This is a genomic window from Streptomyces sp. NPDC054961 (genome assembly GCF_053609145.1).
The window spans coordinates 44856-62744 of record NZ_JBSGWY010000002.1; the positions used below are offsets into that span (position 1 = coordinate 44856).

General features: G+C 74.4%; 18 protein-coding genes. 15 read left to right on the forward strand and 3 right to left on the reverse strand.

Annotated elements, in window-relative coordinates; translation table 11 throughout:
• Positions 1-113: 113 nt before the first annotated feature.
• Positions 114-1112 carry a LuxR C-terminal-related transcriptional regulator gene (locus ACWF9Z_RS02360; RefSeq protein WP_453596604.1) on the forward strand — a complete coding sequence of 333 codons (999 nt, stop codon included), beginning with the start codon at positions 114-116 and terminating at the stop codon, positions 1110-1112.
• A gap of 49 nt (positions 1113-1161) precedes the next feature.
• On the opposite strand, the gene ACWF9Z_RS02365 is transcribed toward ACWF9Z_RS02360, so the two are convergent.
• Positions 1162-2058, reverse strand: a complete 897-nt coding sequence (locus tag ACWF9Z_RS02365) for an aminotransferase class IV (RefSeq protein ID WP_453596606.1) — start codon at positions 2056-2058, stop codon at positions 1162-1164.
• Entirely contained in the window at positions 2055-4247 is a 2193-nt protein-coding gene (pabB, locus tag ACWF9Z_RS02370; RefSeq protein ID WP_453597187.1) for an aminodeoxychorismate synthase component I, read from the reverse strand. The genes ACWF9Z_RS02365 and pabB overlap by 4 nt, the downstream gene beginning before the upstream one ends.
• Before the next feature lie 553 nt (positions 4248-4800).
• On the opposite strand from pabB, the gene ACWF9Z_RS02375 reads away from it, so the two are divergent.
• Positions 4801-6237: a class I adenylate-forming enzyme family protein gene (locus ACWF9Z_RS02375; RefSeq protein WP_453596608.1), complete on the forward strand. Its 1437-nt coding sequence runs from the start codon at positions 4801-4803 to the stop codon at positions 6235-6237.
• Positions 6238-6293: 56 nt separating this feature from the next.
• Here ACWF9Z_RS02375 and ACWF9Z_RS02380 read toward each other — a convergent pair whose 3' ends face one another.
• Positions 6294-6935: a 4'-phosphopantetheinyl transferase family protein gene (locus ACWF9Z_RS02380; protein WP_453596610.1), complete on the reverse strand. Its 642-nt coding sequence runs from the start codon at positions 6933-6935 to the stop codon at positions 6294-6296.
• Between the two features lie 97 nt (positions 6936-7032).
• Here ACWF9Z_RS02380 and ACWF9Z_RS02385 point away from each other — a divergent pair, with 97 nt between their 5' ends.
• The 13 genes from ACWF9Z_RS02385 (at position 7033) to ACWF9Z_RS02445 (ending at position 17748) form a co-directional block, all read left to right on the forward strand.
• Positions 7033-7305 carry an acyl carrier protein gene (locus ACWF9Z_RS02385; protein ID WP_453596612.1) on the forward strand — a complete coding sequence of 91 codons (273 nt, stop codon included), beginning with the start codon at positions 7033-7035 and terminating at the stop codon, positions 7303-7305.
• Positions 7302-7562: an acyl carrier protein gene (locus ACWF9Z_RS02390; protein WP_453596614.1), complete on the forward strand. Its 261-nt coding sequence runs from the start codon at positions 7302-7304 to the stop codon at positions 7560-7562. The genes ACWF9Z_RS02385 and ACWF9Z_RS02390 overlap by 4 nt, the downstream gene beginning before the upstream one ends.
• On the forward strand, positions 7559-8695 hold the full coding sequence (locus ACWF9Z_RS02395; protein ID WP_453596615.1) for a beta-ketoacyl-[acyl-carrier-protein] synthase family protein: 1137 nt from the start codon (positions 7559-7561) through the stop codon (positions 8693-8695). Before ACWF9Z_RS02390 ends, ACWF9Z_RS02395 begins: the two co-directional genes overlap by 4 nt.
• Complete coding sequence (locus tag ACWF9Z_RS02400; RefSeq protein ID WP_453596617.1) at positions 8692-9321, forward strand: beta-ketoacyl synthase chain length factor; 630 nt, start codon at positions 8692-8694, stop codon at positions 9319-9321. Before ACWF9Z_RS02395 ends, ACWF9Z_RS02400 begins: the two co-directional genes overlap by 4 nt.
• Positions 9318-10583 (forward strand): beta-ketoacyl-[acyl-carrier-protein] synthase family protein, encoded by a 1266-nt coding sequence (locus ACWF9Z_RS02405; protein ID WP_453596619.1) that lies wholly within the window; start codon positions 9318-9320, stop codon positions 10581-10583. The genes ACWF9Z_RS02400 and ACWF9Z_RS02405 overlap by 4 nt, the downstream gene beginning before the upstream one ends.
• Positions 10584-10697: 114 nt before the next feature.
• Positions 10698-11315 (forward strand): hypothetical protein, encoded by a 618-nt coding sequence (locus ACWF9Z_RS02410; protein ID WP_453596621.1) that lies wholly within the window; start codon positions 10698-10700, stop codon positions 11313-11315.
• Complete coding sequence (locus tag ACWF9Z_RS02415) at positions 11312-12967, forward strand: AMP-binding protein (RefSeq protein ID WP_453596623.1); 1656 nt, start codon at positions 11312-11314, stop codon at positions 12965-12967. Before ACWF9Z_RS02410 ends, ACWF9Z_RS02415 begins: the two co-directional genes overlap by 4 nt.
• A complete protein-coding gene (locus tag ACWF9Z_RS02420; RefSeq protein WP_453596625.1) occupies positions 12964-14052 on the forward strand; it encodes a hypothetical protein in 1089 nt (362 codons plus the stop codon). Before ACWF9Z_RS02415 ends, ACWF9Z_RS02420 begins: the two co-directional genes overlap by 4 nt.
• A 16-nt stretch (positions 14053-14068) precedes the next feature.
• The gene (locus ACWF9Z_RS02425; protein WP_453596627.1) at positions 14069-14965 is read left to right on the forward strand and encodes a diiron oxygenase; all 897 of its coding nucleotides are present in this window, start codon (positions 14069-14071) and stop codon (positions 14963-14965) included.
• Positions 14962-15270 carry an acyl carrier protein gene (locus tag ACWF9Z_RS02430; protein ID WP_453596629.1) on the forward strand — a complete coding sequence of 103 codons (309 nt, stop codon included), beginning with the start codon at positions 14962-14964 and terminating at the stop codon, positions 15268-15270. The genes ACWF9Z_RS02425 and ACWF9Z_RS02430 overlap by 4 nt, the downstream gene beginning before the upstream one ends.
• Complete coding sequence (locus ACWF9Z_RS02435; RefSeq protein ID WP_453596631.1) at positions 15245-16117, forward strand: aminoacyl--tRNA ligase-related protein; 873 nt, start codon at positions 15245-15247, stop codon at positions 16115-16117. Before ACWF9Z_RS02430 ends, ACWF9Z_RS02435 begins: the two co-directional genes overlap by 26 nt.
• A 146-nt stretch (positions 16118-16263) precedes the next feature.
• Positions 16264-16893 (forward strand): 4'-phosphopantetheinyl transferase family protein, encoded by a 630-nt coding sequence (locus ACWF9Z_RS02440; protein WP_453596633.1) that lies wholly within the window; start codon positions 16264-16266, stop codon positions 16891-16893.
• A gap of 63 nt (positions 16894-16956) precedes the next feature.
• Positions 16957-17748 carry an MBL fold metallo-hydrolase gene (locus tag ACWF9Z_RS02445; protein WP_453596635.1) on the forward strand — a complete coding sequence of 264 codons (792 nt, stop codon included), beginning with the start codon at positions 16957-16959 and terminating at the stop codon, positions 17746-17748.
• The last annotated feature ends 141 nt before the right edge of the window (positions 17749-17889 follow it).

Sequence of the window (17889 nt, forward strand, 5' to 3'; positions counted from 1 at the left end):
ACATGAGTGACTTCCCCTTCGGAACACGCGCACGGAGTACCGGGCCAACATAGGCAGCCGGCCGGCTCCGGCACATGCGCACGGGGGGATGCACAAAGGTAATGTGCACAGTTGTGAAGCGAGGTCATGTCGGTACAGCCGGAGACGATTGCGGCGAATCACCCGCGGACCCCCGCCCCTGCGAGGCGGGGCTGGCCGTCTACCGCACGGCGCTGCGCGAGGGCCGCGTACCCCGCGAGGACGTGCCGGCCTGTCTGTGGCGGCTCCACCTCGTCGTGGAGGACGCCGGGGACCCCGCGTACGCCGTCCCCCTCACGCCCGCCGCGGCGACGTTCGCGACGATGGCCCCCTTGGAGGACCTGCTCGCGGAGCAGGTCAGGGCCATGGAATCCGCCAGGGCGGCGCTGTCCGCCTTCGAGGCCGTCTACGCGCGGGAGCGGGACGCGGCGCGGCCCTCACTGGTCCGGCTCGTCGGCAAGGACGTCATCAACTCGGTGCTGGAGGCGGCCGTGGGCGGCTGCCGGGAGGAACTGCGTACGGTGCAACCCGGCGGCGGGCGGCCCGAATCGGCGCTGGAGGCGGCCCTGGAACGAGACCTGCGGGCGCTCGGCCGGGGGGTTCGCCAGCGCACCGTCTACCAGCACACCGTCCACACCCACCGGCCGACCATGGGGTACATCGAGCGGATCGCCGCGGCGGGCGGCGAGGTGCGCAGCCAGGCGGAGGTCCTCGAGCGCGTCATCATCTGCGACCAGGAACACGCCTTCCTCCCGCTGTCCGACGAGCCGGCCGGGGGCGCCCTGCACATCAGCGAGCCTTCGCTGGTGCGTTTCCTGACGCGCTACTTCGAGCAGGTCTGGGAACGCTCCACGCCGGTCCCCCACGGGGGGCCGGCGCCGCGCAGCCCGATCGTCACCACCGACCTCCAGCAGACCATCCTGCGCGCGGTGGTCGGCGGCGAGACGGACAGCACGATCGCCCGGCGCCTGGGGATGAGCCGGCGCAGCGTGGCCGAGCACATCCGCAAGGTCTCCGTGGAACTGGGCAGCGGCAGCCGGGCCCAACTGGGCTATCTGCTGGCCGATTCCGGGATCCTGGAACCGGCCGGCTGAGGCCCGTACCGGCCGGGGCGGGCCGTCGGCGGCGGCGCGGCTCCCGCGCTCACCCCGGCAGCGGCTCCCCGAGGCCGTCCAGCCACGTCTGCCAGACGGCGGCCCGCACCGGTTCGCCGGCCGGGAGGGAGCCCCCCGGCCAGGCCGTGACGGGGCGCAGTCCGTGCAGGGCGTTGACCACCCAGACCTCCCGCCCGGCCAGGGCGGACAGCCGGCGCCGGCAGGGACGTACCTCCACGCCCGTCCGCGCGGCGTGCTCCAGCAGCAGCGAGGCGGTGACCCCGGGGAGGACGGGCAGCTCGGCGGCCGGGTGGCACAGCGCGTCGCCCTCCCACCACAGGAGCGAGGAGTTGGCGGCTTCGAGTACCACCCCGTCCGCGGTGACCAGGAGCGCCTCGTCCGCGGCCGCGGCCGCCGCCTGCGCCCGTACGGCGGCCAGCGCGTCCAGGTCCGGCCCCTTGTGCCGGGGCGCCCGGCGGGGATCGCGGACGGGCAGGCCCCAGACCCGGGCGGACGTGCCGCGCGCGGGGGCGGGGCGCAGCCGGAGGAGCAGCCGGTGGCCGCCGGGCAGGACCGTGTCCGGCGGCGCGTCCGCGGCCGCCCGCTCGAGCTCGACGCGCGGGAACCACGGGCCGGGATCGCGGGGCAGCAGGGCCGTCATGGCGGTCCAGAAGGCCTCCAGGAGCCCCTCGGGGGCTCCTTCGGTCCCCGCGCAGGTGGCGGCGAAGCGGCGGCGGTGCCGGTCCAGGGCACGGACCCGGCCGTCGGCGACCAGCCAGGAGTCCGCGGCGAGGAGCTCGCCGCGGGACGGCGTACCGCGGACCTCGCACAGGGCCCCGGAGGGGGTGAGGGCGAAGAGCCGTTCGCCGCGGGCCGCCGCCGGTGCCGGTGCCCCGCCCTGCCCCGCCGCTTCGGTCGCCCCGCCCTGCCGGGTCCGTTCGCTCATCGGTCCACCGTAGCCCCGGGGGCCGCGTCGGAGGCGTGGCCGGGGTCGCCGCCGGGGTCGCCGCCGGGGAAGCCCGTGCCGAGCAGGCGGAGCAGCGGGGTGGTCTTGGTGATCGTCTCCTCGTACTCGTCGTCCGGGTCGGAGAGGGCGACGATGGCTCCCCCGACCCCGTAGCGGATGCCCTGCGGGGTCACGACGGCGGTGCGGATGACGATGCTGAGATCGGCGCCGCCGCACAGGGAGAAGTAGCCGATCGCTCCGGAGTACACGCCGCGCGGGCCCTCCTCCAGGTCGTCGATGATCTGCATGGTGCGGATCTTGGGGGCCCCCGTCATGGAGCCGCCGGGGAACGCCGTGCGGACGCACTCCACCGCGCTCACCCCGGGGCGCAGCCGGGCCCGTACGGTGCTGACGAGCTGGTGGACGGTGGCGAAGGTCTCCACGTCGAACAGCTTGGGCACGTGGACCGATCCGACCTCCGCGCACCGGCCGAGGTCGTTGCGGACCAGGTCGACGATCATGAGGTTCTCGGAGCGGTCCTTCTCGTTGCTCCGCAGGTCGGCCCGCAGGGCCTCGTCCTCCTGCGGGGTGGCTCCGCGCGGCCGGGTGCCCTTGATCGGCTTGGACTCGGCCAGCCCGTCGGCCGTCACGCGCAGGAACCGCTCCGGCGAGGTGCTGAGGACGGCCAGGTCCTCGAAGAGGAGCAGCGAGGCGAACGGCGCCGGGCTGGTGCGGCGCAGGAAGCGGTACCCCTCCCAGGGGTCCACCTTCGCCTCGCTGCGCAGCTCGTTGGTGAGGCAGACCTCGTACGTCTCGCCGGCCGCGATGTCCTCCTGGCTGCGCCGGATGCGGTCCAGGTAGGCGTCCCGGTCGTGCCGCAGGCTCAGGTCGCCGGCGTCCACGGGCTGCGCGGGCACGTCGGCGTCCGCCGTCCTCCCGGCGAGGGCGCGCAGCCGCCCGGCGGTGGTGCGCAGCCATGCGCGGGCGGACGCGTCGAGGGCGACCGCTTCGGGGCCCTGGGCGGCGGGGTCGGCGGGGGCCAGGGCGAGGAGGTGCGTGGTGCCGGTCAGGTGGTCGAAGGCCAGGGCGCGGGCGGCGAACACCATCGTGGCGTCGGGCTCCTGCGCGCGGTGGACGCCCGGGCCCGCGCCGCACTGCGCCTTGAGTTCGTACCCGAGGTACCCGACCCAGCCGAGGGCGAAGTTGCAGGGGTTCTCGGAGCGTTCGGGCAGTTCCACCCGCAGGGACTTCAGGTCCTCGTCGATCCAGTCGAAGAAGGGGCGCCGGGCCACCTGCGCGCTGCGGACGCCGTCCCGCTCGGACACGACGGTGACCGTGCCGGCCGAGACGTCGGCCGTGGCCACGCGGGCCAGGTCACCCGAGGCGTCCCCCATGATCGAGAACCGGCCCACGGAGCCGTCGCTGCGGCTGCTGTCGAGCCAGAAGGCGTGGTTCCCGCCGCGCAGCAGCTCGTCGAAGACGATCTCGGCGTCCCAGTCGGTCGGCAGCCGCTCGGTCAGGACGCGCAGGTGCCGGGCCGGTGCGGGGCGGACGGGCCGGGTGTCCGGCGCGGCGGGTAGGACGGCCCGCGCCGCGGGGTGGTCCTCCTGCCAACGGGCCGTGAGGTCGCGGAAGTTCCGCATCATCCGCAGCCCGTGCTCGCTGCTGATGGACTCCGGGTGGAACTGCACGCCCCACAGCGGGCGTTCGCGGTGACGCAGGCCCATGAGCAGGCCGCCCGGCGCCCACGCGGTGGCCTCGAGGACGTCCTCGGGAAGGTCGGCCACGGTGAGCGAGTGGTAGCGCACGACGTCGAAGGGCGAGGGAATGCCCGCGAAGAGGTCCGTCCCGGCGTGCTCCACCGGGGAGACCCGCCCGTGGCGGGGCTCGGGGGCGCGCAGGACGGAGGCACCGCTCAGGTGGGCGATGCCCTGATGGCCGAGGCAGACGCCGAGGACCGGGCGGTCCGCCGCGCGGACTATCTCGCCGCAGATCCCGAAGTCCTCGGGGCGTTCGGGTGTTCCGGGGCCGGGGGACAGGACGACGTTGTCGAATCCCTCGAGGTCGCCGATATTCCACCCCGGCTCGTCATTGCGAATGACGACGGGTTCCTGCCCGTTCGCCTCCGCCAAGAGGTGGAACAAATTGAAGGTGAAGGAGTCGTAATTATCCACCAGGAGAGTGCGCATACTCACCTCACGAGGTCATGGAGGGACGGATTCGATCAGGTTGTCGAATCCGACCAGGCCAGGGCGGCAAGGTATTGCGCGCACCGAGAACAGCCGGGGTTCGACCGAGAGATTCGGACGCTTGGATTTCAGGCGGACGAAGCGGTCCGGAGGGACCGCCTCGATGGAGATGCCGCCGCAGGCCATCGGGCCGGCAACAGGAGGCGGCTCCAGGCGGCCCGAGGGTCCGCCCACTTCTGGGCGGGCGCTGTACCGGGCCTCACTCCACGCCACGTTCCGGACATCTCCCGATTCCCCGTACGAGAAACCCGGGAGCAAATGCTCTCCCCGTTCAACACTGGGAGACCGTACAGGGAGTTCCCGCCCTGTCAAACACAATCCGGCCAGCCCGGCGCGCTCTACGAGAGAACTCAGGAGTAGGAATTCGCAATTCCGCAAGCCCTCTGTCGCGTATGGACAATGAAACTTGACAGCCCCCGAGCGGCCGTTTCTATTATGCGTTGCCGCTGAACCATTCAGGGTGAATCAGCAGGTCAACGGGGGGTGTGCGTTCGTGAGCAGGGATTCCGGAGGTCCTCGGCCCGAGACGGCCGGGCTGGAACACCACGGCGGGAACTGGGTCGACGATCTGCTCCTGCACACCGATGGAGAGGACACCGCTCCCGCGGTGGACATGGGCGAGCGGCTGGATCGCGCCGCCCTCCGCCGCCGGGTCCACGCCCGGCACGCGCGGCTCACGGAGAGCGGATTGCGCGACGGCGGCACGGTCGCCCTGCACCTACCGCCCTCCCTCGCGCTGTTGACGGACCTGCTCGCCGCCTGGCGGACCGGAGCCCAGGTGGTCCTGCTCGACCACCGGCTGACGGGCCACGAGACCGACCGGGCGCTGCGCCGGGTCGCCCCGCAGTTCGTCATCCGCCCGGCCGGTCCGGTACGCAGCGGCGCCCTGCGCGGTTTCCACGCCGTCGACGCCGTCGTGGAGCCGTACGCCGACGGCCGTCCGGCCGCCACCGGGCACGCGCTCGTCCAGCTCAGCTCGGGGTCGACGGGCCCCTCCAAGGTCATCGGACGCACGGCCGAGGACCTCGCCGCCGAGGTCCGGCGCTACACCCTGATCCCCGGCATGCCCGGGCCGGGGGCGCGCATGGTCGTACTCAACTCGCTGGTCCACGCCATGGGGTTGGTGGCGGGACTCCTGCACAGCCTGCACGTGGGCGTGGAGATCGTGCTCCCGGAGCGGATGACCGCCGAGGGCATCCTCGGCGCCGTGGCCGCGCGGACCGCGCCGACCGTGATCACGGGCGTGCCGTTCCACGCCCAGCTGCTGGCCTCGGTCTCCGCTCCCCCGCCGCTGCCCCACCTCGTCGGGGCGATCACCGCCGGCGAGTCCGTCCGTCCGGGGGTCGCCGAGGCCTTCACGGCCCGGTACGCGGTCCCGCTGGGCGAGGTGTACGGGATGACGGAGACGGGTGTCATCGCCGCCGACCTGTCCGGGGCCAACCGCCCGGCCACCGGCTGGCCGGCGCCCGGCATCGACGTGAAGATCCTGGACGGCGAACTCCTCGTACGCCGGCCGGTGAGCCCGTACCTCGGGCCCGCCGACCCGGGCCGCTGGAGCGACGGCTGGCTGCGCACGCGCGACGCCGGAACGCTCGACCCGCGGACCGGCCTGCTCGGCGTCCTGGGGCGACTGGACTCGCAGGTGTCGGTCGGCGGCCTCAAGGTCGACCTCACCGAAGTCGAGTGGACGCTGTCCGAACTCCCCGGCGTGCGCGAGGCCGTGGTCGTCCACGACGGGGCCATCGAGGCCTACGCGGTCCTCGACGAGGAGGTCACCGCGCGCGCCGTGGAGGGCCTGCTCGCCGAACGCGTGGCCGGCTTCAAGCTGCCGCGCCGCATCCACACGGTGACGGCGCTGCCCCGGACCACGACCGGCAAGCCGGTACGGGACCCGGCCGCCCTGCGGGCAGCCGCGCTGGAGCAGGTGTGATCCGCGGGGCACCGTGCGGGAGTCCGGCCCTCCACCCGTGCGGCGCGCAGCGCTCCTCAGCCGTCCGCGCGGGTCACGTACACCGGGACTCCTCCGGTCCCCGGGCCGCCCGCCACGCACAGGACGTAGCCCTCGGGGGCCTCGGGAACAGCGCTGGTGAGGCCCGCTCCCGGGAAGATCTCCCGCAGGGCCACGGGACGCCCGGCGGGCTCCCGCGGCAGGCCCCCGGCGGGCAGCGGCACCGGCTCCAGCCGGCCGCCGCGGGCCAGCCCGGTGCCGCGCGCCTTGCCCAGCGCCTCCTTGTGCGTCCAGACCCACAGCAGGGCGCGGTCCCGCAGCGCCGCGTCATGGCCCTCGATCCAGCGCGCGTCCTCCTCGCCGAACCAGCGGCGGGCGAGGTCCACCGCCGGCAACGCGCGGACCGGCTCCACGTCCACGCCCACGTCGCCGCCGGTGCAGACCGCGACCGCCGTCAGACCGCGGGTGTGGCTCACGCTCACGTTCACGCGGCCGGACCGTGAGACCACGTACGGCCGTCCGCCCGGCTCCCGGGCCAGGTCCAGCTCGTCCGTCCCGACGCCCAGCACGGCGGCCGCGGCCCGTCGCAGCAGCGCCCTCGCGTGGCGCCGCTGGTCTCCGACCGGAACCGCGAGCCACACCTCGACCCGGGACGCCGCCACCGACACCGCCACCACCACCCCGTTCGTCCTCGCCGCCCGACGCCCCGCAGACCCGCACACCCGCACACCCGCACACCCGCACACCCGCACGAACACCGATACAAGGAGCCCCGTCATGAGCACCTCCGTGCGCGCATTCGTAGTGAACACCCTCGAGACGATGAACCTCGACACCGCCGGTCTCACGGACGACACCCCGATCGGCGACGACGGCCTGGAGCTGGAGTCGCTCACCACCGCCGAACTCGTCATGCAGGTCGAGGAGGAGTTCGGGGTCACGTTCTCCGACGAGGACGTGGAGGCGCTGCAGACCATGACCTTCGGCGCGTTCATCGCCCAGGTCGAGCAGCGCTCGACGCAGGCCCCGGTCGAGGCGGGCTCGGTATGAGCGACCAGGCCCTGGCTCCCGGCCGCGAGGAGGTGATCGCCCTCCTGGCCCAGCACGACGAGTGCGCTCCCGACGCCGTCGGCGAACGCATCGACTCCCTCCAGCTGGCATGGCTGGTGCACGTCGTCGAGGAGCGGTACGGCATCCGGCTCGACCTCGACGAGGACCTGGAAGCCATGGACACGGTCGACGGCGCCGTCGCGGTCCTGGGCGGCGCCCTGGCCGCCGCGCCCGCGCCGGGCGGGAGCGCGTCGTGAGCGGGACGGACCGGGAGGTCGTCATCACCGGGCTCGGCGTCACCAGCGCCTTCGGGCGCGGCGCCGAGGCCCTGTGGCAGGGACTCGCGGCCTCCCGGGCGGCGTTCGGCCCGCTCGACCGCTTCGCGACGGACCGCTACCGCACGGGCATCGCCGCCGCGCTGCCGGGCGCGCCCGACCTCGACGAGGAACTGCGCCGCGTCGTGGACGAGGCCTGCGACCGGGCCGGGCTGCTGCCGGCGGAGCGGGCGCAGGCACCACTGCTGCTCGGCCGGCACGCCGACCCCGCCGTCGCCCGCCGGCCCCTGGCCGCCCAGGGCAAGAGCGCCATCTCGGACACCACGGCCGCGCTGGCGCGCGCCTGCGGGCTGCGCGAGGCCGCGCGGACCTACACCAACGCGTGTGTCGCCGCCAGCACCGCGCTCTTCGAGGCCGCCGTACGGATCCGCACCGGCCGCGAGGACCGGATCGTGGTGTCCGCCGGCTATCTCGTCGACGAGGACAACTTCGCGCTGTTCTCGGCCGGACGGGCGCTCTCCCCGGAAGGCGTCCTGCGTTCCTTCAGCGCCGACCGGCGCGGGCTGCTGCTCGGCGACGGAGTCGGCGCGGTGGTCCTGGAGTCCGCGGCCGCCGCCGCTGCCCGCGGGGCCCGGCCGCTCGCCGTCCTGTCCGGCTGGGGCCTGGCCGGCGACGCCCACCACGTGTGCCGGCCGCATCCCGAGGGCCTGGGCATGGCGCGGGCCATCGGCTCCGCGCTGGACCGGGCCGGGCTGGCGCCCGAGGACATCGGCTACGTCAACGCCCACGGCACCGGCACGCCCGCCAACGACTCGGCGGAGAGCGCCGCCCTGCGCCGGGCCCTCGGCGACGCGGTCGACACCACGCCGGTGAGCTCCACGAAGTCGCTCCACGGGCACGCCCTGGAGGCCTCCGGAATGCTCGAACTCGCCGTGAGCACGCTCGTCCTCCAGCACGGAGAACTGCCCGTCAACGCGGGCTACACGGGCCCCGACGACGAGTGCCGCCTGGACCTCGTGCTCGGTGAGCCCCGCCGGGTCTCCCCCCGGCACGTCCTCAGCCTGAACGCCGCCTTCGGCGGAGCCAACACCGCATGGGTGGTGAGCGCGCCATGACCTCCTCTCCCCTCTCCTCCTCCCCCTCCCTCCGCGCGGAAGCCGTGGAGATCCTGGCCGAGGCCGCGTGGCCCGGCCCGGGCGACGGCGAACTGCCGCCTCCGCTGGCCGGGTTCGTCGTATCGGCCTTCAGTCCCATGGCCTCGGCTGCTGCCGACCGCTGTCTGGAGCAGGTCCACGCAATGCCCGGGGCCGGAGCGGGCGACGGACGGCCGGAGCCGGGCCACCGGGCCGCCCGTACCGCCCGTACCGCCCGTACCGCCCGTACCGCGATCGTGCTCGCCACCCGCGGCGGCGACCTGGAGACCCACACCGCGACCGCGCTCGCCGTGGACGCCGGCAAGTCCGCCGCGCCCCTGCTCTTCTTCCAGTCCGTGCCCAACGCGGTGGTCGGACACATCGCCAAGCGCTGGGAGCTCACCGGTCCGGTGATCTGCTTCAGCCCCGACGACGCCACCGGCGACGCGCTGGGCGAGGCCCTGGACGTCTCCGGCTCCCTGTTCGCCGGCGCGGACGCCGACGAGGCGCTCGTCCTGCTGGTGGAGCAGGTCGGTCCGGACGGCGGCCCGGGAAGCGCCCGCGCCCTGCTCGTACGGCCCGCGCCCGGCGCCGGGGAGGGCGCGTGAGGAGCGGCCTGCGCGAGCAGTACGACGTCTGGGTCACCGGGATCGGGCTGGTCACCCCGCTGGGGCTCGGCGTGCCCGCCTTCGTCGACGGGCTGGCGTCCGGGCGCTCCGGACTGCGCCGCCTGGAAGGGCCCGAGTGGGCCGCGACCGGCGCCGACGTGGCCGGCGTCGCCCCGGGCATCTCGGCCCTGGACTTCCTGCCGCGCGCCGAGGCACGGTCGGTGGACCGGTTCGTCCTGATGGCCCTGGCCGCCGCGGACGAGGCGCTCGGCGACAGCGGGCTGACCGTCGGCCGGGACGTGGCCCCGGACCGCGTGGCCGTCGTGGTGTCCACGGGCGCCGGCGGCCTCGCGACGTACGAGGAGCAGGCCGTCGCCCGCTCCGCCCGCGGCCGGGCCGCGGTCAGCCCGTACCTGCTTCCCGGCATGCTGCCCAACATGGCGGCGGCCCGCATCGCCATCCGGCACGGCGTCCGCGGACTCAGCAGCTCCCTCGCGACCGCCTGCGCGGCGGGCGCGATGTCGGTGGCCGAGGGGCTGCGGCTGATCCGCGAAGGTACCGCCGACGTCGTGATCTGCGGGGGCACGGACACGGCCCTCGCCCCCTCCGTGGCCACGTCCTTCGGCAACGCCAGGGCGCTGGCGCGGGCCGGGGAGGGCGATCCGGCCGCGGCCAGCCGCCCCTTCGACCTGGACCGCGGCGGGTTCGTACTCGCCGAGGGCGCCGGGGTCCTCGTCCTGGAGCGGGCGGCCCACGCCCGCGCCCGCTCGGCGGGCGCGTACGGCCGGGTGCTCGGGTGGGGCGCGACCAGCGACGCCCACCACCCGACCTCGCCCCGGCCCGACGGTTCGGGCGCGGCCGACGCCATGCGCCTCGCCCTGGCCAACGCGGGCCTGTCCCCCCGGGACATCGGCTACGTCAACGCCCACGGCACCGGCACCAAGGTCGGCGACCTCGCCGAGGCGCGGGCCCTGCGCTCGGTCTTCGGCGACGACGGGCCGCCGGTCAGCTCGGTCAAGGGCGCCATCGGCCATCTCCTGGGCGCGGCGGGCGCGGTGGAGGCGGCGGCGACCGTCCTCGCCCTGCACCACGGCAGCCTCCCGGCGACGGCCAACCTCGACCGGCCGGACCCCGAGTGCGCGCTCGACCACGTCCGCGGCGCGCCCCGCGCCGCGACGCCCGAGGCGGCGCTGTCCAACTCCTTCGCCTTCGGCGGCCACAACGTGAGCCTCGTGCTCGGCCGGGCCCCGGGAGCGATCTGAGCCCACCGGCCCGCGGCTCCCACCGGGACGTCCACCCCCTCCGCCCCCTCCACCGCCTACGCCCCCACCATCCCCTCCGCCCCAGCACCCCTCCATCCGAAGGACGAGGACACCGTGACCAGTTCCGCATCCCGGGCCCCGGGGCCGGCCGACGCCGACGGGCCCACCGCCGACCTGCTGCGCCAGTTCTGGTGGCTGCACGACGCCCGCTGGTACCAGGGGGTCGCGCGCCGGTTCGGCCAGGACGCGGCCAACGAGATCAACGCGGAGGCGATGCAGTTCGTCACCCGCCGGATCGCCTCCGCGTACGCACGGGACAAGGGGCTGGGGCCGGGGCTCTGCGCCGCCGACCTCGCCACCGCGCTCACCGGCATCTCCGAGCTGATGACCGGGGACAGCGTGGAGGCCGCCAACAAGGTCACTGGCGAGGAGTCCTTCGAGACGGCCGTGACCCGCAACTTCGCCCTGGAGATGCTGGCGCGCGCCGGAACGCTGGAGGGCTACGACTGCCCGTGCCCGCAGATGCGGGCGGGCTGGTTCGAGGGGCTGAAGACCGAGGTCGACGACCACCGCGTCGAGTGCCTGCGCACCGGAGGCGCCGCATGCCGCTTCCAGTCGAGCACGTCGGCCCCCGCGGCGACTACGGCAGCCACGGGCGCCGCGTCCTCTGGCGCCTCCGGCGCCTCTGGCACCTCCGGCACCGACGCGGCCCCTGGGAGGGAGACCCCGTGACCATCCCCGACGCCGGCGCACCCGCCGCGTACGTCACCAGTGCCGTCGAGCAGTTCACCGCCCGGGGCGAGCTGACCGCGCTGATCCACGGCGAGCGGAGCATGAGCTTCGCGGAGCTGCTCTCACTGGCCTACCGGACGGCCCGGGTCCTGCGGGACAACGGCCTGGGCCGCGGCGACCGGCTCGTCCTGCTGGCCGCCAACCCCCTCGAGATGTCGGCCGTGGGCCTGGCCGCCCACCTCCTCGGCCTCAGCTACACCCCGGTGTACGCGGCCGGCGGCGAGCAGGTCGCCGACCACGTCCTGCGCGACGCGGCCCCCGCCGCCGTGGTCCTCGCCTGCGCCGGGCCGATCCTGCCGGCGCACCGCATGATCGCCCTCGCGCGGGCGGCCGGGGTGAAGCTCCTCTTCGGCCTCGGCCCCGGCCCGGACCCGGACGTGACGGACCTCCTCGCCGAGGCCGCCCGCCGGTCGGACGAGCCCCTCCCCGTGGCGGCCCGGGAGGGCGACATCGCCCGGGTGCTGTACACGGGCGGCACCACCGGGCTGCCCAAGGGAGTGGTGTACACCTTCGGCGCGCTGACCGCGGCCGCCGGTGCCTGGGCGGGCGCCGCTCCCCCGCCGGGGCTGCGCTTCCTGGCCATGACCCCGATGGCGCACGCGGCGGGCGCCATCGCCTGCGGTCTGCTGCGCCACCACGTGAGCGTCGAGCTGTTCGACGCGTTCGACGCCGATCTGCTGCTGCGGCGGATCGCCGAGGCCTCCGCCGAGGGGCGCCCCGTCACCACGTACCTCTACCCGCCGTTCCTCCAGCGGCTCCTGGACCACCCCGGCCTGGCCGCCACCGACCTCTCCGGGCTCGCGGCCGTCAGCTACGGCAGCGCGCCCGTGACCCCGGACCGCCTCGCACAGGCGGTCCGTGTCCTCGGCCCCCGGCTGCGGCAGAGCTACGCCCTGACCGAGGCCATCGCGATCACCAGCCTGGGTCCCGAGGACCACGCCGCGGCCGCCGCCTCCCGGCCCGAGCTGTTCGGCTCCGTGGGGCGCGCGGTGCCCGGCGTGTCCCTCCGGGTCACCGGTCCGGACGGCCGCGCGCTGGGGCCCCGTACCGAAGGCGCGGTCGAGGTCTCGGGCCCCACCGTCATGGCGGGCTACTGGCGGCGGCCCGACCTGACCGAAGGGGTGCTGCGGGACGGCTGGCTGAGCACCGGCGACCTGGGGCTGCTCGACGACGACGGCTACCTGTACCTGACCGGCCGGGAGAAGGACCTCGTCATCGTCGACGGGACCAACTGCTATCCGCAGGCCGTCGAGAACGTGCTGGCGGCCCACCCGGCCGTCGGGCGCGCCGCCGTCTTCGGCGTGCCCGACGCGCGGACGGGCGAGGCCCTGATCGCCGTCTGCACCGCCGCCCCGGACGGGCCGGACGGGCAGACCGGGCAGACCGGGCCGGACGGCTCCGGCGACGGCCCGTCCGACGTCGTGGAGGAACTGCGCGCCTCGGTGCGCGGCGCCCTCGGCGCGGCGCACGTGCCCGTACGGATCGAGTTCGCCCGGGACCTGCCCACGGCCTCGTACGGAAAGCCCGACAAGGCCGCACTGCGCGCCCTGTTCGCCCCCACGAACCCGACGTCCACCGGGAGCAACGGATGAACTTCGCACCCAAGCCGTGGATCCGGCCGGCCGAGCCGCGGGGCCTGGACGGCTGGCTGGACTCCCTCCGGGACCTCCTGGTGATCCCGCCGGAGCTGCGCGACGCATGGGTGGCGCGGGACGCCGCCCTCGAGATGCTCCAGTGCGGGCCGGACGTCCTCGACGAGCTCCTGCGCAACGGCCTGCCGCACGAAGGGGCACCGGGGGCCGAGCGCTTCGACCGCTTCGACCTGGTCAACCTCGCGCTCTACTCCGGCTCCGGGAACTCCGTCCCCGAGAAGACGATGCGCTACGCGCTGCGCTGGATGCACGCCGACCCGCAGTCCCTGTTCCGTCCCCTGCGCTGGGACTACTCCGTCGCCCTCTCGCCGCCGGCGGCCCACGCGGACGCCGGCCCGGGCCGGATGGACTGGAACCTGGCCACGCCCCACCCCGAACTGAGCGGCGGCTGGACCGAGTCTCTGTCGATCGGGCCGGGCGCCGCACTCGGCGAGAAGGACGTCACGGCGCGCGCCGCGTCCGGACTCGAGGTCTCCGGGGTGCTGGTGACCTCGGGCGAACGGCGCGAGATCCGTTCGGAGCGGCTGCGCGAGATCGTCACCTCCTTCGGGCCCGACCGGTTCCGCTGGGGGCGCATGCCCGAGGAACTCCAGTGGCGCAAGGACGAGGTCCTGTCCCAGGGCTACGCCCCCTGCATCTCGGTGTGCCTGGAGCTCGCCGAGCGGTGCCGGGAGGCCGGCTTCGAGGCCCGCACCCGGCGCGGCTGGATCATGGGCATGCTCGACCTCGCCCACTCGTGGCTGGAGGTCGTGGACGAGGACGGCCTGGTCAAGAACGTCGACCCCGCCTTCGTCATCCTGGCCGACCACCACGCCGAGTCCCCGCACCCGGCGATCGCGCAGGCGTTCACCGGCTCGTTGCTGAACCGCCTGCTGCCCACGGAACACCACGCGGACGAACCGGTGAACGGCTACCGCCGTGACGGCCTGTTCGCCCATCCGCGCCACCGGACCAACATCCAGCTCTCGGCGGAGCAGCCCGCTCCGCGCGAGGGCGTCGGTGCCGGCAACGGCTCCGACAGCTAAGAGAGGAAGCAGATCCATGACCGCGCCCGTGCCCGTCCTGCAAGCCGACGAGCAGCTGCAGTCCATACTCGACCGGCTCGTCGCCATGTCCGAGCGGGACCACTACGACCCCTACACGATGTTCGACTGGCCGGAGACCCTGCCGGAGAACGCGTACTGGATGACCCCGGAGCTGCTCTCCATCCACGGGACCAAGGTGGCGGAGTCGTTCACCGAGGAGCAGAAGTGGGCGATCAGCAAGTGGGAGAGCGTCAACTTCTACAGCCTGAACGTCGACGGCATCCGTGAGCTGATCACCGAGATCATCGCGCGGATCCACACGAAGGACTTCGCCCTCTCCTCCGAGTACTTCCACCACATGATCGGCGAGGAGAACGCCCACATGTGGTTCTTCGCCCGCTTCTGCCTGCTGTACGGCGGCAAGGTCTACCCGGACAAGGGCGTCCAGCTCGAGATGAAGTCCGAGGGCGAGTCCGCCCACTTCCTCGTCTTCGCGCGGCTCCTCCTCTTCGAAGAGGTCGTCGACTTCTTCAACAAGCGGATGGGCGACGACGAGCGGCTGCACCCCACCATCCGCAAGATCAACGCGATCCACCACCAGGACGAGTCCCGGCACGTCGCCTTCGGGCGGCAGATCGTCTCGCACCTCCACCGTCAGCTGCGGCAGAAGCTCGGCACGGAAGAGCTGGCCGAGCTCGAGCTGTACCTCAAGCGCTACCTGCGCAAGTCGGTGGACGGACTGGTGAACCCGGCGGCGTTCAGGGACGCGGGCATCCCGAACCCGTACCAGGTGCGGACGGAGATCCTGGCCGACCCGGCCTTCCACGAGCTGGAGCGCAAGATGCTGAAACGTTCCATGAGCTTCCTGGTGAACGAGGGCATCTTCACCGACGACGTTCTGCCGCGCTCATGAGCGGGGTCGCGGAGCAGACGACGCAGCAGGCCGCACAGCCGACCACGCGGCCGGCGCCGACCGGTTTCGACGCGGTGGTCCATTACCTGCTGGGCAAGCGTCCGGATCTCACCTCGATCGACCCGGAGCTCGACCTGGTCGAGAACCGCATCCTCGACTCGCTCGGATTCGTCAACTTCCTCTACGTGCTGGAGGAGCAGACGGGCGAGGAGATCTTGATGGAGAACGTCACACCTTCGGATTTCCGCACGATCAACGCCATTCGAAAGAGGTTCTTCCATGAGTCCGACCAGTCCGGCTCCTGAAGCGGCGCGCGGCCCCGCGACCCGCGGCGGCCTCGCCACGCTGGGACCGGGAGCGCTGAAGCTGCGGGCCGCGCTCGACGGGGTGTTCACCCAGTGGGGCGTCGAGGCCGGCGCCGACCCGGTCCAGTACCCGCCCCTGATGCGGGTCGAGGACCTGCACCGGCTCGACTACTTCCAGAACTTCCCGCACCTGGCGATCCTGGGCGCGGCCCTCACGGAGGAGGCCGCGCCCGAGTACGCCACGGGCGGACCGCGCCAGCCGGTCCTGCCGGCCGCCCACCTCACCGAGGCGGCCTACGCGCTGCCTTCGGCGGCCTGCTACAACGTCTACCTCGACCTGGCGGGCCGCACGCTGACGGACGGTCCGCACACGGTGACCACCGTCGCCACGTGCTTCCGCCGCGAGACCCACTACGACGGCCTGCGCCGGCTGCTGGGCTTCAGCATGCGCGAGATCGTCTGCGTCGGCGAGAAGGACGAGGTCCTCGAGCACCTCCAGGTGTTCCGCAAGAAGGTGTCGGGCTACCTGACCGGGCTCGGCCTGCCGGTCGAGATCCAGGCCGCCACCGACCCGTTCTTCGACGCGAGCGCGGGACGCGCGCTGATGGCCCAGCTCTTCCCGGTGAAGGAGGAGTTCGTCTTCGACGGGTCCCTGGCCATCGGTTCGCTCAACTTCCACCGCAACTTCTTCGGCGAGCGCTGCGACATCCGCACCGCGGACGGCGAGCCCGCGTTCACCGGTTGCGTGGCGTTCGGCCTGGAGCGCTGGATCAGCGCGCTCACCACGCACCTCGGCCTGACCGAGGAACAGCTGGCCGACCGGGTCCTGGCGGTCGGCCGGCCGTGACCCGGGACGGATCGGAGACGGCGCCGGATCTCGGGCCGGATCCCGGTGAGCCGGCGTCGGCGCGTCCGGGGCCGCCGGTCCCGGCCGCGCCGGCCGCGTCGGGGGCCCCGGCCGCGTCGGCCGCTCCGGCCGCGTCGGCGGCGCGGGTGCCCGCGGGCCCCGGCCTGGTGCGCGCCTGGTGGGCCGACGGGCGCGGCCTGTCGGCCCGCGCCGTGGCCGAGCTGGCGGCCGCCGTGCTGCCGCCGCAGGAGCGCCTGAGGTACGACGCCGTCTCCGATCCGCTCGGCCGGGCCGAGTTCGTCCTCGCCCGGTTCCTGCTGCGCAGCGCGCTGGGCCGGGCGCTCGGCCGCCCGCCCGCCCGCGTACGACTCGCCGCCGACCGCGCAGGCCGCCCGTGGGTGGCCGGCGCGCCGGGCGTGGACGTGAGCATCGCGCACGCCGCGGGCCTCGTCGCCGTCGCCATGGGTACCGGGCTCGCGCCCCGTACCCGGATCGGTGTCGACATCGAGGCGGTCCGTACGGTGCCCGGGGCCGGGGCGCTGGCCCAGCGGCTGTTCTCCCCCGCCGAACGCGCCCGCCTGGGCGCCGCCGCGGACGGGACCGGGGACCTGCTCTGGCTCGACATCTGGACCAGGCGGGAGGCGTACGTGAAGGCCCTCGGCACCGGGGTCCGCGCCCTGGGCCGCGCTCCGGACCAGGACGTCGGTCATGTCTGGCATCCGCTGCGGCTGCCGCGCGGATTCACCGGGGGCCTGGTGGTCGTGCCTCCGGCCTGACCGGCCGGGCCCCTTCCCTTTTCCCCACACTCCCCACCCCTTCGACTTCCGAGGAGCAGTTCCATGAGTTCACAGAACACCGCCGCAGAGTTCGCCGTCACCCGGGTGGGCGGTCCCACCGTGGTCATCGACCTGGGCGGGCTGCGGTTCGTGACGGACCCGACCTTCGACATCGCCGGCTCGTCCTACGAGATGGGCCCGGTGGCCCTGCGCAAGCTCGCGGACCCGGCGCTCTCCCTCGACGAGCTCGGCGGGGTCGCGGCCGTCCTGCTGTCGCACGACCAGCACCCCGACAACCTCGACGGGGCCGGGCGTGCCTTCCTCAAGGAGGTCCCGCTGGTCCTCACCACGGAGCAGTCCGCCGAGCGCGTCGGCGGTACGGGGCTGGCGCCGTGGGCCGAGCACGTCCTGGAGCGCCCGGACGGCGGCCGGCTCGTCGTCACCGCCGTCCCGGCGCAGCACGGCCCGGCCGGCACCGAGGGGATGCTGGGCTCCGTCACCGGGTTCCTGCTGACGGGCGAGGGCCTGCCCACGGTGTACGTCAGTGGTGACAACGTCTCCCTCGACCCGGTGCGCGAGCTCGCCGAGCGCCTCGGCGGGAACGGCGTCGACCTGGCGGTGCTGCACGTGGGCGCCGCCCAGCTCGCCCCGTTCGGCCCGACGCTGCTCTCGATGACCGCCGACCAGGCGGCCGCGACGGCGGACCTGCTGGGCGCCCGCAAGGTGCTCGCGGTGCACCAGGACGGCTGGGAGCACTTCACGCAGGGCCAGGACGCCGTCACCGCGTCGTTCGCGCAGGCGGGCGGGGCCGGGCTGCTGGTCGTTCCCGAGGCGGGCAGCCGCCTCGCGCTGTGACGCGCGGGGTCGCACCGGCCCCCGCGTGACGGTGGAACAGGAGGTGGGGGCGGCGGGGGGGGGGGGGCGCGGCGGGCGCCCCGCGCGCGCGCGCTGCGCCCCGCCCCCGCCGCGCCGGCCGGGCGCCCGCCCCCCCCGCGG